The sequence below is a fragment of the Prevotella amnii DSM 23384 = JCM 14753 genome, from assembly GCF_000378745.1.
GTDB classification, from domain to species: domain Bacteria; phylum Bacteroidota; class Bacteroidia; order Bacteroidales; family Bacteroidaceae; genus Prevotella; species Prevotella amnii.
Genome location: NZ_KB905300.1, coordinates 1 through 16461 on the forward strand (window position 1 = coordinate 1; position 16461 = coordinate 16461).

At 33.0% G+C, this 16461-nt stretch carries 13 protein-coding genes, 2 tRNA genes and 1 pseudogene; 14 read left to right on the forward strand and 2 right to left on the reverse strand.

All coding sequences use genetic code 11. The features are described from left to right. Window positions 1–80 (reverse strand): IS1/IS1595 family N-terminal zinc-binding domain-containing protein (locus F596_RS12315; RefSeq protein WP_428829173.1); only part of this gene is annotated, 80 nt, incomplete at its 3' end. A gap of 705 nt (window positions 81–785) precedes the next feature. On the opposite strand from F596_RS12315, the gene F596_RS0108965 reads away from it, so the two are divergent. The 14 genes from F596_RS0108965 to pheS all read left to right on the forward strand — a co-directional run bounded on the left by F596_RS0108965 (window position 786) and on the right by pheS (window position 16153). Beyond that, a complete protein-coding gene (locus tag F596_RS0108965; RefSeq protein ID WP_019036689.1) occupies window positions 786–1721 on the forward strand; it encodes a DMT family transporter in 936 nt (311 codons plus the stop codon). A 146-nt stretch (window positions 1722–1867) separates the two neighbouring features. After that, on the forward strand, window positions 1868–3226 hold the full coding sequence (locus F596_RS0108970; protein WP_019036690.1) for a Na(+)-translocating NADH-quinone reductase subunit A: 1359 nt from the start codon (window positions 1868–1870) through the stop codon (window positions 3224–3226). Between the two features lie 38 nt (window positions 3227–3264). Next, window positions 3265–4422 carry an NADH:ubiquinone reductase (Na(+)-transporting) subunit B gene (locus F596_RS0108975; RefSeq protein WP_008451347.1) on the forward strand — a complete coding sequence of 386 codons (1158 nt, stop codon included), beginning with the start codon at window positions 3265–3267 and terminating at the stop codon, window positions 4420–4422. A gap of 12 nt (window positions 4423–4434) precedes the next feature. Then, entirely contained in the window at window positions 4435–5148 is a 714-nt protein-coding gene (nqrC, locus tag F596_RS0108980; RefSeq protein WP_008451333.1) for an NADH:ubiquinone reductase (Na(+)-transporting) subunit C, read from the forward strand. A gap of 28 nt (window positions 5149–5176) precedes the next feature. Then, window positions 5177–5809 (forward strand): NADH:ubiquinone reductase (Na(+)-transporting) subunit D, encoded by a 633-nt coding sequence (locus tag F596_RS0108985; RefSeq protein ID WP_019036692.1) that lies wholly within the window; start codon window positions 5177–5179, stop codon window positions 5807–5809. A gap of 2 nt (window positions 5810–5811) precedes the next feature. After that, entirely contained in the window at window positions 5812–6438 is a 627-nt protein-coding gene (gene nqrE / locus F596_RS0108990; protein WP_008451329.1) for an NADH:ubiquinone reductase (Na(+)-transporting) subunit E, read from the forward strand. Window positions 6439–6446: 8 nt separating this feature from the next. Beyond that, on the forward strand, window positions 6447–7712 hold the full coding sequence (nqrF, locus tag F596_RS0108995) for an NADH:ubiquinone reductase (Na(+)-transporting) subunit F (RefSeq protein WP_008451324.1): 1266 nt from the start codon (window positions 6447–6449) through the stop codon (window positions 7710–7712). Between the two features lie 139 nt (window positions 7713–7851). After that, a complete protein-coding gene (locus tag F596_RS0109000) occupies window positions 7852–9270 on the forward strand; it encodes a sensor histidine kinase (protein WP_019036693.1) in 1419 nt (472 codons plus the stop codon). Between the two features lie 713 nt (window positions 9271–9983). Beyond that, window positions 9984–10070 (forward strand) — tRNA-Ser (locus F596_RS0109005). Window positions 10071–10086: 16 nt separating this feature from the next. Continuing rightward, window positions 10087–10158: transfer RNA gene (locus F596_RS0109010), tRNA-Glu, on the forward strand. A 207-nt stretch (window positions 10159–10365) separates the two neighbouring features. Further along, the gene (locus F596_RS0109015; RefSeq protein ID WP_024992740.1) at window positions 10366–12330 is read left to right on the forward strand and encodes a glycogen debranching enzyme N-terminal domain-containing protein; all 1965 of its coding nucleotides are present in this window, start codon (window positions 10366–10368) and stop codon (window positions 12328–12330) included. Next, window positions 12327–13595, forward strand: a complete 1269-nt coding sequence (locus tag F596_RS0109020) for a glycosyltransferase family 4 protein (RefSeq protein WP_019036695.1) — start codon at window positions 12327–12329, stop codon at window positions 13593–13595. The genes F596_RS0109015 and F596_RS0109020 overlap by 4 nt, the downstream gene beginning before the upstream one ends. 52 nt (window positions 13596–13647) lie before the next feature. Next, window positions 13648–15009: a glycoside hydrolase family 57 protein gene (locus F596_RS0109025; RefSeq protein ID WP_019036696.1), complete on the forward strand. Its 1362-nt coding sequence runs from the start codon at window positions 13648–13650 to the stop codon at window positions 15007–15009. A gap of 103 nt (window positions 15010–15112) precedes the next feature. Continuing rightward, window positions 15113–16153 (forward strand): phenylalanine--tRNA ligase subunit alpha, encoded by a 1041-nt coding sequence (pheS, locus tag F596_RS0109030; RefSeq protein ID WP_019036697.1) that lies wholly within the window; start codon window positions 15113–15115, stop codon window positions 16151–16153. A gap of 33 nt (window positions 16154–16186) precedes the next feature. Here the strand turns inward: pheS and F596_RS11040 are convergent. Beyond that, window positions 16187–16461, reverse strand: a pseudogene (locus tag F596_RS11040) (IS982 family transposase); the annotation flags it as partial.

Here is a 16461-nt window from a genome sequence, read left to right on the forward strand (position 1 = left end):
AAATACAGTTGTTTTCCATAACGCACTCCGTTTTTCACGGTGTGTTTACTCTTACACACTGGGCATTTTTTCTTGTTCATTATAACTTCGCTTTTTGGCTTTTCAAATACCAGCGAAGTTAATGTTTATCGAACATTAAGCTATATTGCATCCTGCAAAATGAGCTATTGAACGATTTCAAAGGTCGAAATATCTCTGAAACGTTTGAATTGCTGAGAACACCAGTGTATATCGGTAGTTAAGGAGGATTCTATCCTGCAAAATGAGCTATAGGTCGATATTTATCCTAAAAAAATGAGGATAAAAACATGAAAAAGTATTTGAATATTCAGATACTTTTTTTTTAATTTTGTGAAGTGAGTAATCCTAATTAGTTTAATATATACTAGGGTTCTTTTATAAGTGATTCGGAAATAAAAATATTCTGAAGATATAGAGATCTATATAGAATTATACATTTAGGAGGTGTACCTTAGTTTAGGATACCTCCTTTTTTGTTTTAAACGCTTATGCTTAGCTGCTAAAAAGCAGATGTCTTTGCTAATGAAAAATGCTCAAAGCGAACTAAAAATAATTTATTTTTAATAGAAAAATAAATTAAAAATGTATCAAAAATAATCTATTTTTCGTTATATAATATTATTATTCTCCCTTTAAATGGATAATTTAGATCCTTTAAAACTATTGTTTTTATGATATAAAAAGAGATGCACATTGCTTTTTTATATTACTAAAAACAAAGGCAAAATATGTTTGTATAATATTTTATAAGTACATTTGCACTTATGAAGAATAATGCCTTAAAGGGAAATCTGTATGCAATATTGTCTGCTTCAACGTTTGGAACAATACCTTTGTTTTCTGTTCCGCTTATGAAGTCGGGCTTTGCTTTACCCTCTGTACTTATATATAGATATGTTTTTGGTTGTGTTTTTATGTTGATAATATTGCTTTTACTGAAAAAGAATATGCGTATCGACAAAAAAGAAGTTTTAGAGATAGCAGTTTGCTCATTGCTATATACGGCGTCTTCCGTTTGTTTGTTTGAGGGTTATCATTATATGCCAAGTGGTATTGCTACCACTTTACTGTTTTCATATCCTGTTTGGACAGAGCTTTTACTTATATTTTTCGTACATGAAAAATTAACTTTACGCATAGCCTTTGCCATAGTTTTTGCTGTGTTAGGAGTAGCTTTCTTAGGAGGAGTGGGGAGTGCTACAGGTACATACCCTATCAAAGGGGTTATTTTTGAGTTGGTTGCAGGACTTTGCTATGCTGTATATATGGTTATTTTTCCTAAAATGAAAATTCGTCATATACCAGCTTTAAAGGTTAATTTTTATATATTTATTACAGCTTTAATATATTTACTTATTTATTCTTATATCTTTATAGGTTGTGTTCAGTCGTTAGATAGCTGGGAAGCGTGCTTTTCGCTTATATTATTAGGTCTTATTCCTACAACAATAAGCAATCTTACTTTAGTAAAAGCAATGTATTTTACATCTTCTTCTAATGTAGCTATTTTAGGAGCTTTTGAGCCATTAACGGCTATGGCTATAGGTATTCTTGTTTTAGGTGAGCCTCTCACTCTTTCTATAGGAATAGGTATAATACTTATTATAACAGCTGTTAGTAGCCTGATGATTCGTAAGAATAGTTTTTTGTCTTATTACAAAATGAGTAGCTTTAGTTTTTTCAAACGTCATAAAAGATGATTTTAGAACAGAGTATTAGGCTTTTTTATGGTGTAAAGTGGAGTGTAATATGTAAAATTGTTATTTAGTTATTTCATAATGTTCTTATTTTTTGGTACTTTTGCAAAGTTGTTTTTTATGATTATAAAATCTATAATATAAATATTATGGCTAATGTTATTAAGTTACGAAAAGGCTTAGACATAAATATGAAAGGGCGTGCTTTATTGCAGAGCTTATCTAAAAATATTGATGAGGCTTGTGAGTATGCTCTTTCACCAGATGACTTTGTTGGGGTAACTCCAAAAGTAGTAGTTAAGGAGGGTGATCATGTTTTAGCAGGAGAGTTTTTGTTTGTAGAAAAGAAATATCCTGAAATAGGTTTTGCTTCTCCAGTGAGTGGTGTTATTACAAGTATAGTGCGTGGTAAGCGACGTAAAGTCCTTTTAGTAAAAGTAAAGCCCGATAAAGATCAGCAATATATTGATTTTGGGAAAAAAGATATTAGCAGTTTGGCCAGTGAAGATATTATAAAAAGCATTGTTGATGCGGGGCTGTTTGGTTATATTCAGCAATTGCCTTATGATATAAGTGTTGAAAACATGGAAGTGCCAAAATCTATTTTTATTTCTGCTTTAAGGGATAAGCCTTTACAGGGCGATTTTGAATTTGAGCTAAAAGGTCAGGAAAAAGATTTCCAAACCGGATTATCAGCATTAGCTAAAATATCTAAAGTGTATTTAGGCTTAGGAGCAAAACAGACGTCATCAGCACTAATAAGTGCAAAAGATGTAGATATTAACATTTTTGAAGGTCCTTGCCCTGCAGGTAATGTAGGTGTACAAGTAAACCATATAGACCCTGTAAATAAAGGTGAGAAAGTTTGGACAATAGATCCTACTGTAGTTCTTTTTATCGGGCGTTTGTTTAATACGGGTAGGGTAGACCTTACAAGGAAAATAGCTATTGCAGGTAGCATGATGAAGCAAACGGGGTATATAGATGCTTTGGTAGGAACACCTATAAAGGCTTTAATTGATAAAAATATAGAAACAAACAGAAAAGCTCGCCTTTTAAAGGGCAATCCTTTGACAGGTGTTATAGCAAATACTGAAAGTTTTGTAGGGGCACATACGTCAGAAATTACTGCTATACCAGAAGGTGATGATATAAACGAATTTGCAGGCTGGATAAAGCCTCGTTTAAATATGTTTTCTATATCACGCAGTTACTTTAGTTGGCTATTCGGAAAAAAGAAAGAATATGATATAGATGCCCGTATTAAGGGTAGTAAACGCCATATTATTATGAGTGGTGAATATGATAAAGTTTTACCTATGAATATATACGGCGAGTTTCTTATTAAAGCTATCATTGTAGGAAACATTGATAAGCAAGAACAGTTAGGCATTTATGAGATAAGTCCAGAAGATTTTGCATTAGCAGAATTTGTTGATAGCTCAAAGTTAGAGCTTCAAAAAATTGTTCGTACAGGTCTTGATATTCTTCGAAAGGAGAATGCTTAATGGGCTATCATCTATCAATTCGTTAAATAATTTTAAAAATGAGTTTAAGAAATTATCTTGACAAACTGCGTCCTAAATTTGAAGAGGGCGGTAAGCTACATTCTTTTAAGAGCGTCTTCGACGGATTTGACACTTTTTTATATGTGCCTAACATAACGTCAAAGAAAGGCGTTTCTATTCATGATGCTATTGATACTAAGCGTATTATGAGTATTGTAGTTATCTCTTTGATACCAGCGGTGCTGTTTGGTATGTATAATATTGGCTATCAAAATGCTATTGCTGCAGGTAAACTTGCAGAGACTACATTTCTTAATATGTTTTTTTATGGTTTCTTCGCTTTGTTACCTAATATTTTGGTATCTTATATTGTAGGTCTTGGTGTAGAATTTGCTTGGGCGCAATGGAAAGGAGAAGAAATACAAGAGGGCTATTTAGTATCTGGAATATTAATACCATTGATTTGTCCTGTTACAATACCTTTATGGACATTGATTTTGGCTGTAGTTTTTGCTGTAATATTTGGTAAAGAGATTTTTGGCGGTACAGGTATGAATATATTTAATGTTGCTCTACTTGTGCGTGCTTTTTTGTTTTTTGCATATCCAAGCAAGATGACAGGTGATAAAATTTGGGTGGATACAAATTCTTGTTTTGGTTTAGGATACGATGCGCCTGATAGTTTTACAATGGCTACACCTTTAGGTCAGATAGCAGGAGGAGGGCATATAACAACCTCTTTTCATGATATGTTTATGGGCTTAATACCGGGTTCTGTTGGTGAAACTTCTGTTATAGCTATTATTATAGGTGCTATTATCTTAATTTGGACAGGTATAGCCAGTTGGAAGACGATGCTTGGTGTATTCTTAGGTGGTGGTATTGTAGCTTTTATATTTCATGTTACAGGTGCTTCACCATTACAATGGTATGAACATCTCTTATTAGGAGGTTTTTGCTTCGGTGCTGTTTTTATGGCAACAGATCCTGTAACCTCTTGTCATACCGAGATAGGGAAATGGATATTTGGTATTATAGTAGGGGCTATGGCTATAATAGTGCGTGTTAAGAATGCAGGTTTTCCTGAAGGTGTTATGCTTGCTATCTTATTTGGCAATTTATGTGCGCCTTTTATAGATTATTGTGTTATTCAGTCTAATATTAGTAAGCGTTTAAAGCGTACAAAGATAAAATAAGGAGATATGAAAATGAAAACGAGTAGTAATTCATACACAATAATTTATTCTATTATACTTGTGATAATAGTAGCTTTCTTATTAGCTTTTGTTTTTCAGGCATTAAAACCTATACAAGATGTAAATGTTCGTATAGATCAGCAGAAACAAATTTTGTTTGCTCTAAATCAGGATAGAGGAATGAGTAATGCCCAAGCTGAAAAATTGTGGAAAGAGATTATTATATCTGATGATATTATCAATGCAGATGGTAAAACTATTACCGTAGGGGAGCGAGGAGGCACAAAAGCAGGATTTAAGCTAAATAGCAAAGATGCTAAAGAGGGCAAATTAGCTCTGTTCCGTTGCAATGTGAATGGCAACATAAAATATGTAATACCTGTTTATGGTAATGGTCTATGGGGGCCTATAAATGGTTTTATAGCAATAAATGCAGATAAGAAGACTGTTTTTGGAGCTTATTTTAATCATGAAAGTGAAACTGCCGGGCTTGGTGCTGAAATAAAAGATAACAAATCTTGGCAAGATAAGTTTAAAGGAAAGCAGCTCTTTTCTTCTTCTAATAATAAAAAAATTGCTTTATCTGTTATGAAAAAAGTTACTAATCCACAAACACAGGTAGATGCTGTAACAGGTGCTACGTTAACAAGTAATGGTGTAACAGAGATGTTTCAGGCAGAAAAAGGTGGTCTTCAGCCTTATGTTAAGTTTTTGACAAGTAAATAAAACGTATAATAAAAATATATAAAAGGAAATGAGTCTATTTTCAAAAGACAATAAAGAAGTGCTTTTTAAGCCCTTAAATTTGGACAATCCTATAATGGTTCAAGTTTTGGGTATTTGTTCTGCACTTGCTGTTACTTCACAATTGAAGCCAGCGATAGTGATGGGACTTGCGGTAACTATTATTACAGCTTTCTCTAACGTTATTATTTCTATTATTCGTAATACTATTCCAAATCGTATTCGTATTATAGTACAATTGGTGGTTGTAGCAGCTTTGGTTACAGTAGTAAGTCAGATATTGAAGGCTTTTGCCTATGATGTTAGTGTGCAATTATCAGTGTATGTCGGGCTAATTATTACTAATTGCATCTTAATGGGACGTTTAGAGGCTTTTGCTATGACAAATAAGCCTTGGCCAAGTTTCCTTGATGGTATAGGCAATGGGTTAGGTTACGCAGTGATATTATTTATTGTAGGTTTTGTGCGTGAGCTTTTTGGGCGCGGTTCGCTTTTAGGCTTTAAAGTAATTCCTCAAAGTTTTTATAATGCAGGTTATCTTGATAACGGATTAATGTCAATGCCGGCATTAGCATTGATATTACTTGGTTGTATAATTTGGATACATAGAGGATATTTTTATAAAGAGGATAATAAAAAATAGTTATGGAGCATTTATTAAGTTTAGCTTTTAGATCCATCTTTGTGGATAATATGATTTTTGCATTCTTCTTAGGAATGTGCTCTTTTTTAGCCGTTTCAAAGAATGTAAAGACAGCTTTTGGGTTAGGTATTGCCGTAACCTTTGTGTTAACTGTTACTACTCCTGTTAACTATCTTTTACTCACCAAGGTTCTCGGGCCAGACTGTTTAGCAGAAGGTATAGATCTTACTTATTTGAGTTTTATTCTTTTTATAGCTGTTATAGCAGGAATAGTGCAGATAGTAGAGATGGCTGTAGAAAAATTTTCACCGGCTTTATATGGTGCTTTAGGAATATTCTTACCGCTAATAGCTGTTAATTGCGCTATAATGGGAGCTTCATTGTTTATGCAGCAACGTATAGGATTAGATCCTTCAAGTACCCAGTTTATAGGATCTGTATGGGAAGCTCTTGTGTATGGTTTGTTTTCAGGCTTAGGTTGGACATTATCTATAGTATTTATGGGAGCTATCCGTGAGCGTTTAGAGTATTCGGACGTACCAAAACCATTGCAGGGTTTGGGTATTACGTTTATAACAGTAGGCTTAATGGCTATTGCAATGATGTGTTTCTCAGGTATTAAACTTTAAAAAGAGCTATGAATTTTATAATAACAAGCATTATAGTCTTCCTCGTTACCATTTTAATATTGGTAATACTATTACTTATAGCAAAAAAATATCTTAGCCCCAGTGGTAAGGTTACTATTACTATTAATGGAGATAAAAAGTTAGAAGTGGAACAAGGAAGTTCTATTATGGCTACTTTAAACGAAAATGGTATTTATCTCCCATCAGCTTGTGGTGGTAAGGCAAGTTGCGGACAATGTAAATGTCAGGTTATAGAAGGTGGTGGCGAAATCTTAGACTCAGAACGTCCCCATTTCTCGCGTAAAGAAATAAAAGAAAATTGGCGTTTAGGTTGTCAGGCAAAAGTAAAAGGCGATATTTCTATAAAAATACCCGAAACGGTATTAGGTGTGAAAGAATGGGAGTGCGAGGTTATTTCTAATAAAAATGTTTCCAGCTTCATTAAAGAGTTTAAGGTGGCTTTACCTCCGGGAGAGCATATGGACTTTGTTCCTGGTTCTTATGCTCAAATCCGTATTCCCAAATATAGTAATCTTAGATATGATACTGATTTTGATAAGGAGCTTATAGGAGAAGATTATATAGGAGCTTGGCAACATTTTAATCTGTTCTCTCTTGTAGCAAACAACCCTGAGGATACTGTGCGAGCATATTCAATGGCAAATTATCCTGCAGAAGGAGATATTATAACACTTACCGTGCGTATAGCTACTCCTCCTTTCTTGCCTAAGCCACAAAAAGGTTTTCAAAATGTACCAACAGGTATAGGGTCGTCATATATATTTAGCTTAAAGCCTGGTGATAAAGTTATGATGAGTGGTCCTTATGGAGAGTTTGCTCCTAATTTCACTTCTGGTAAAGAAATGATTTGGATAGGTGGTGGTGCTGGTATGGCACCTTTGCGTAGTCAAATCATGCATATGCTAAAAACGTTGCATACTCGTGATCGTGAGATGCATTTCTTTTATGGTGCACGTGCTCTTGGAGAGGCTTTCTTTTTAGAAGATTTTTGGGAATTAGAGAAAGAATATCCTAATTTTCATTTTCATCTTTCACTTGATAGAAAAGACCCTATAGCAGATGAAGCGGGAGTTAAATATTATGAAGGGTTTGCTGTAAATTGTATTCGTGAAGAATATCTTGATACTCATGAAGCTCCAGAAGACTGTGAGTACTATTTATGTGGTCCTCCTATGCTTATAAAAACAGTTACAGATTATCTTGATAGTCTTGGTGTAGATAAAGAAGCTATTCGATTCGATAATTTTGGATAAACAAAAAAGCGATTATACCTTATTAATATAAGTATGTATAATCGCTTTTTATTTGTTAATAATATAATTTTACATATAACTTATTATGCTTTTGCATACTATTATGCTTTTTATATTTTAATAATTACTAAAAAGGAATGTGGTGAAAAGACACTATACAGGAAATCAGCTTTTTTGGTTTGTTCTTTTATTACTTTTACTTTATTCTGTTTGTTTTATATTATTTCAATATAAAAGAGAGAGATATTTTAAGATAGAGGTTTTGAGTCTTAAGTTGCAAGACTATAACAATCAAATATCTGAGGCTATTGCATTAGAAGGAAATAATAAAGAGTATGTTATAAACAAATATATAAGGTTACACCCTATAAAGTATCTACGTATCACTGTTATTGATACTAATGGTAAAGTTTGCTATGATAATATTAGAAAGGATTATGCTAATATAAAAAATCATTCAAACAGAAAAGAGTTTCGTTTAGCAAAGCAGAATGGCTATGGAACAGATATTTATCGCCCTTCTAAAACAACAGGGACTAAATATTTTTATAGTGCAAACTATTATCCTAAACAAGGTATTGTTATTCGTTCAGCACTACCATATAATAGCTCTCTTGGCAGACAGTTGTCTACTGATCAACATTATATTTGGTTTGTATTAGCTATTACTTTTATTCTAACAATAGTTCTTTATCGTTTCACACATCGGTTAGGAAGAAATATTACAGCATTGAGAAATTTTGCAATGAAAGCAGAAAGTAGTGAAGAGATAGATACTAACGAGCTAACTAACTTCCCTAATGATGAGTTAGGTGAAATATCAGAACATATAGTAACTTTATTTACTAAACTTGTAAAAACAAGAAAGGAGCAAAGCATATTAAAACGGCAGCTTACTCAAAATATAGCACATGAATTAAAAACACCCATAGCAAGTATTCACGGATATATTGAAACTATACTTACAAATGAAAGTATAAACGAGGAACAAAAGAAGCTGTTTTTAAATAGGAGTTTTGCGCAATGTAAGCGTCTGACATCTCTTGTAGATGATATTTCAGTGCTTAATCGTATAGATGATGCTCCTGATTTATACAACTTTGAATCAATCAATATAAAAGAGCTTGTTGAAAAAATAGAAGTAGAAGAATCTTTAAGACTGAAAGAAAAGTCTATGAGGTTTTATAATTTTATACCTAAAGATTTAGTTATAAAAGGCAATCTTGATCTTGTTTATAGTGTTTTTAGAAATCTTACAGATAATGCTATAGCATATGCAGGAAAAGAAACAACTGTTACATTATCATATAAGAAAGGTGTTTATACCTTTTCTGATAATGGTGTTGGAGTACCAGAAAAGCATATTGCCCGACTTTTTGAACGATTTTATCGTGTTGATAAAGGTAGAAGCAGAAAACTTGGTGGAACAGGATTAGGTTTGGCAATTGTAAAAAATGCTATTACAATACATGGAGGCACTATTACTGTATGTAATGTTTATCCACATGGCTTAAAGTTTGATTTTACCTTAAGTGCTAATACAGATAATAGTATATGACAAAATAGTTGTATTCTTAGTAGCTTTGTAATTTCTCTAAATATTTTAATCTTATATTTTTATAATGATATTAGTATTACAGAAAGTACAAAACTTAGAGGAATTGCAAAAAGATGATTAGTAGAAGCAATATATTTATAAATAAAAAGGGTATGTCTTTTTGACATACCCTAATGGAATTTATTGTCTCACGACAAAAGAAATTCCTAACCTTAATAATCTAATACCATGAAAAACACGTTACAAAGATATATAACTTATATTTATCAAACAATTTTTTTGTGTTAAAATATTAAAATTATTAATATTGCTTAAATTCAATAGGATTATTTCCCATTTTTAGACTAATAATGAAAAGAATTTATAAACTCTACATGGATATAGTATAGAAAACATTAACGAGTTGTTATTTTACTAAGCTTTTATGATCACATTATTTAGTAAAGGGACATTGCATCAAATTGGTTGCAAACTGAGTATAACTTAACTTAAATGATAATGGCACTTCTACTATATTGAATAAAGAAAAAATATAATGGCTAATGTGTTATTAATCATACTATTTTAGTTGTTTAGATGTTTTTTTATAAATATATAATGTCTATACTTGGAAATATTTTTCTTTTAAAGTTTTGGTAGTTTAAAATAAAATACTACCTTTGCATCACTTTTGGAAAGATATTTGGTAGTATTGGTTAATATATACCTTCTTAGGAAGGATGGGTGAGTGGCTGAAACCACCAGTTTGCTAAACTGACGTGCGGGTTACCGTACCGGGGGTTCGAATCCCCCTCCTTCCGCACTATAAATATTATTGGTCGATTCATCTAACGGTTAGGATACAAGATTCTCAATCTTGGCATAGGGGTTCGATTCCCCTATCGACTACTTTACTTAGGTGTATCAATTTTAGATACACTTTTTTTTATTAGTGTGTGTTAGGCTCTTTACTTTTTGTTTTATTGATGAAAGATTTTCATAATATAGGTAAATCTTAAAAAATAATATCTCTATTATAATTTGTTGCTTGAAAAATTATTTGTAGTAAATAGTTTTTATTATCTTTGTGAAAAATAACAAAAACCTTATTAGCTTATGAGCTATTTACGATTTGAAAAATCAGTAATGACTAATCTGCAAGATTCCTTATCTCGAGAAATTTTGCGAACTAACAGGTCTGGCGCCTATTCTTGCTCTACTATAGTAGATTGTAATACTAGAAAATATCACGGATTACTTGTAGTGCCAATACATGAATTAGATGAGGAAAATCATGTATTATTAAGTTCACTTGATGCTACTGTGATACAGCATGGTGCAGCTTTTAATTTAGGCTTACACAAATATCATGGGAACGTGTTTAGTCCTAATGGTCATAAATATATTTGTGAGTTTGATTGTGATAAGGTACCTACTACTACCTATCGTGTGGGTGGTGTTCTATTAAAAAAGGAAGTTGTATTTCAACATTATGAAGATAGAATTTTAATACGTTATACTCTATTAGACGCCCATTCCCCTACAACTTTACAGTTTCGTCCATTTTTGGCCTTTCGTAGTGTGAAGGAATTTACTCATGAGAATAATGCTATAAATCGCGATTATTTATTAGTTGATCACGGCATTAGTACATGCTTGTATAAAGGCTACCCTTCGCTTTATATGCAGTTCTCAAAGAGTAATGAGTTCCATTTCAATCCTATGTGGTATCGTGGAATAGAGTATCCTAAGGAAATGGCGCGTGGATACTTTTCAGATGAAGATCTTTATGTACCTGGTTATTTTGAAATGACTATAAAGAAGGGTGAGAGTATAGTTTTTGCAGCTTCCACTAGTGAAAGTAAGCCTAAGTCTTTAAAGCGTTTATTTCAAAAAGAAATAGACGATCGTAATCCTCGAGATAATTTTTTTCATTGTCTAATAAATGCAGCTCATCAGTTTCGCAACCGTTCTAAAGATGATGCTCGTTATATTTTGGCGGGTTATCCTTGGTTTAAGTGTAGGGCTAGAGATCAGTTTATATCTCTTCCTGGATTAACTCTTAGTACTAAAGAACAGGATTATTTTGAATTAGTAATGAAAACTTCTGAAAAAGGTTTGCGAGAGTTTATGACAGGAAAGTCTCTTACTGTAGATATTGCTGAAATCGATCAACCCGATGTTATGCTGTGGTGTGTTTGGGCACTACAGCAATATGCAAAAACGGTAGGTGTAAAGCAATGTCAAAAGCTTTATGGGAAATTGCTTTGTGATATTATGATTTATCTTCTTGCAGGTAAACATCCCTTTTTAGAGGTCAGAGAAAATGGTCTTATATATGTTAATTCTAATGGAAAAGCTATTACTTGGATGAATTCTTATTATAGAGGGCAACCTGTAGTACCTCGTTCTGGCTATATAGTAGAATTTAATGCTTTGTGGTATAATGCTCTAAAATTTGTAGCATTTATTAATAATAATGAAAAAGATAAGGCTTTTACAAAAGAATTAGATATTATAGCAGATAAGTGTAAAAATAGTTTTATAGATATTTTCTATAACAAATATGGCTATCTTTTTGATTATGTAGCAGAAGAATCTGAATATGATTGGAGTGTTCGGCCTAATATGATTTTTGCAACTGCTTTTGATTATTCACCTCTTGATATAGAACAAAAGAAGAGTGTATTAGATTATTGTACACGTGAACTACTAACCCCTAAAGGTTTACGAACGCTTTCTCCAAAGAGTTCAGGATACACTCCTATGTATATTGGGAGTCAAGATGAGCGTGATCTTGCATATCATCAAGGTACGGCTTGGCCTTGGCTTGGAGGATTTTATATGGAAGCGTGTTTAAAACTTTATAAGCGAACACGGATAAGTTTTGTAGCACGTCAACTTGTTAACTTTGAAGGAGAAATGTTTTATCATTGTTTAGGAACATTACCAGAGCTTTTTGATGGTAATCCTCCATTTCATGGTAGGGGGGCAATATCATATGCTATGAATGTAGCAGAAGTATTACGTACGCTCGAACTTTTGGAAACTTATCAAGATAAAAAGGAGGAAAACAGATGAAAGTGTTAATGTTTGGCTGGGAATATCCTCCTCATGTATATGGAGGTTTAGCTACTGCTAATTTTGGAATTTCTGAAGGTCTTCATGCACAGGGGGATATAGAAACTATATTGTGTTTACCTCGTCCTTTTGGAGACGAGGATAAAACTTTTGCTAAAATTGTAGCAATGAATTGCGTCCCTGTTGTTTATAAGGATATTAGTTGTGACTATTTAGAGCAACGTATAGGGAATATAATGTCTCCAGAGATGTATTATACTTTGCGCGAGCATATTTATGATGATTTTAATTATATGCACTGTAATGATATTGGAGCTATAGAGTTTGCAGGTGGTTATCCAAATAATTTAAATGAGGAAATTAATAACTATTCTATTATAGCTGGTGTCGTTGCTCGTACGTTTGATTATGATATTATTCATGCTCACGATTGGTTAACTTTTCCTGCAGGAATACATGCTAAAAAAGTATCAGGCAAGCCTTTATGTATACATGTACATGCTACAGACTTTGATAGGTCTCGTGGAAAAGTTAATCCTATGGTTTTTGCAATAGAGAAAGATGGTATGGATAATGCTGATTGTATTATGTGTGTGTCTGAGTTAACTCGCCAGACCGTAATAAACCAATATCATCAGAATCCGTCTAAAGTGTTTACGGTGCATAATGCAGTATATCCATTAAAAGATGATATAGCAGCAATTGAACGCCCTATTCATAAAGGAAAAGAAAAGCTGGTTACTTTTTTAGGTCGTATAACTATGCAGAAAGGACCAGAATATTTTGTAGAAGCAGCAAATATGGTGTTACATAGGACCAGAAATGTTCGTTTTTGTATGGCGGGATCGGGCGATATGATGGAAGCGATGATAAAAATGGCTGCTGATCGTGATATTGCTGATCGCTTCCATTTCCCAGGATTTATGCGTGGTAAAGATGTATATGAATGTTTAAAACGTTCAGATGTATACGTAATGCCATCTGTAAGCGAACCTTTTGGAATCTCACCTTTAGAGGCTATGCAGTGTGGAACCCCCACTATAATATCAAAACAAAGTGGATGCGCAGAAATTTTAACTAATTGCATTAAGGTGGACTATTGGGATATACATGCAATGGCAGATGCTATATTTTCTGTATGTAATAATGAAAGCTTGTTTAAATATCTTTCTATAGAGGGTAAAAAAGAAGTAGATAATATTACTTGGGAAAAAGTAGGGGCATGGATAAGACAATTATACTTACAAACATTAGGTTGGACATAAGAAAAAGAGTTATCCTATATACATAAAATAATAAACTAAACTTCAGAATATAATGAAAACTATTTGTTTATACTTTGAGATACATCAGATAACCCATTTAAAGCGTTATCGTTTTTTTGACATTGGTACTGATCATTATTATTATGATGATTATGAGAACGAGCGTACTATTAATAAAATAGCAGAGCAAAGCTACATACCTGCGCTTAATACTATACTTGATATGATAAAGGAGTATGGCGACTATTTTAAAGTAGCTTTTTCTCTTTCAGGAGTAGGTATAGAGCAGTTAGAAATATATGCACCACAGGTAATAGAGAAACTTCAGGAGCTTAATAGTACAGGCTGTGTCGAATTTATAGCAGAGCCATATTCTCATGGTTTATCCTCTTTAGCTAATAAGGAGTGTTTTAAAGAAGATGTATTGAGACAAATAGGAAAGATAAACGAACTTTTTGGGCATAAGCCTAAGATCTTGCGCAACTCTTCTCTTATTTATAATGATGAAATAGGATTGGTGGCTTCTCAAATGGGTTTTATAGGTATGCTCACAGAAGGAGCTAAACATGTTCTTGGCTGGAAATCTCCACATTATATATATAATTGCGCTTTGCAGCCTAAACTGAAATTATTGCTAAGAGATATTAATCTTAGTGATGATATTTCTCTACGTTTTGCTAATACAAACTGGGAAGGTTATCCTCTTTTTGCGGATAAGTTTGTAGATAATATTGCAGCTTTTCCTGAAAAGGAAGAGTTTGTTGGCTTATTTATGAATTTATCAGCTTTGGGTATAGATCAACCTTTATCAAGTAATATCTTAGATTTTTTATATGCTTTGCCCAGATGTGCTAAGGAAAGAGATATTACTTTTAGTACTCCTTTTGAAGTGTGTAAAAAGTTTAAAAGTGTTGGATCTTTAGAAGTGCCAGATACGTTAAGTTGGATAGATGAAGAACGTGATGTTAGTACATGGCTTGGCAATTTAATGCAGCGTGAAGCTTTTAATAAACTTTATAGTGTGGCAGATCGTATTCGCATAGCCAGAGATCCAAGTATTAATCAAGATTGGTATTATCTTCAAGCTAGTAATAATTTTCGTTTAATGTCTACAAAGCCCTCACATGTAGGTATATATCGTGGCATTTTTAATAATGCTTTTGATGCGTTTACTAATTATATGAACATTTTAGGAGATTTTATTAATAGAGTAGATGCTCTTTATCCTGCTGATATAGATAATGATGAGCTAAATAGCTTACTAACTACAATTCGTAATCAAGGAGAAGAAATAGAAATAAAAGATAAAGAAATCGCTCGTTTAAAGTCGAAAATAGAGAAAATAGAAAAAGATAAAAGTAAGGAAAAGAAGAATACAAAGAATAAAGTTACTGGTAAAAAGCAAGAAAAATAAAGACAGAGTAAATAGAAAAGTATGTGAGAGCTATTCTTTTTCTAATACTTTATCCTATTTTTTTTGGAAGATTATCATTACCTTTGCAGAAAAATATAGAAGTATGCTTTTAGAAAAGATAGATAATCTACTCAAAGAAGTAAACCAATTATCAGCAAAAAATACTGAAGAGGTAGAACAGTTTCGTTTGCGATTTCTTAGCAGAAAAGGTGAGATTGCGGCTTTGATGAGTGAGTTCCGTAATGTTGCAGCCAATCAAAAAAAAGAAGTTGGTATGCGTATAAATGAGTTAAAGCGAAGGGCTCAAGAAAAGATTAATGCATTAAAGGAACAGCTTGAAGTAAAAGATGCCCAAAGCAATGATATTGATTTAACACGTACAGCTTATCCTATAGAGCTTGGAACACGTCATCCTTTAACACTTGTGAAGAATGAGATAATAGATATTTTTGCCAGAATGGGTTTTACTTTATTTCAAGGCCCAGAAATAGACGATGATAAGCATGTGTTTACTATGCTTAATTTTGCTGCAGATCACCCTGCACGTGATATGCAAGATACTTTCTTTATAGATCGCAGCAATAGTGTCGATGTTACTAAAAACGTACTTTTACGTAGTCATACTTCCAATGACGAGGCTCATTATATGTCTACACATAAACCACCTATACGTGTACTTTGTCCAGGACGTGTATATCGTAATGAAGCTATTAGTGCTCGTGCTCATTGCTTTTTTCACCAAGTTGAAGGACTTTATATAGATAAAGGGGTAAGTTTTACTGATTTAAAACAAGTTCTTTTAACTTTTGCTCGTGAGATGTTTGGTGCTAACACTAAAATACGCTTACGCCCAAGTTATTTCCCTTTTACAGAGCCTAGTGCAGAAATGGATATTAGTTGTAATATCTGTGGAGGAAAAGGTTGTGGATTTTGCAAACATACAGGTTGGGTAGAGATATTAGGTTGTGGAATGGTTGATCCCCATGACTTGGAAGCTTGTGGTATAGATTCTCTTATTTATACAGGATATGCTTTTGGAATGGGTGTAGAACGTATAACAAACTTAAAGTATCGTGTAAGCGATTTACGTCTTTTTTCTGAAAATGATACTCGTTTTTTACGTGAATTTGAAGGGGCTCAATAATTTATTATATAGTATTCCTACCCGTTGGCGGAATTAAGCCAGTGCATACTTGACTCTTCCAATGGGTCTATTATTAATGTGATTTAAATATTGCATTGCGGTAAAGGCACTGATTTTACCGATAATTCTTGTAAACAATCCTACTGTTTCCTTTGCATAGTTGCGGCAAATCATAAATTGGTCGCACATCTGCGAGAAGTCTGTTTCAATCCTTTTTCTCGCCTTCGCAAAAGGAATAAAAGTAGGTTTCCAATTCTTTTGATTGTGCCGATAAGGAACTTCCAATCTGATATTTGCGGTTTCAAATA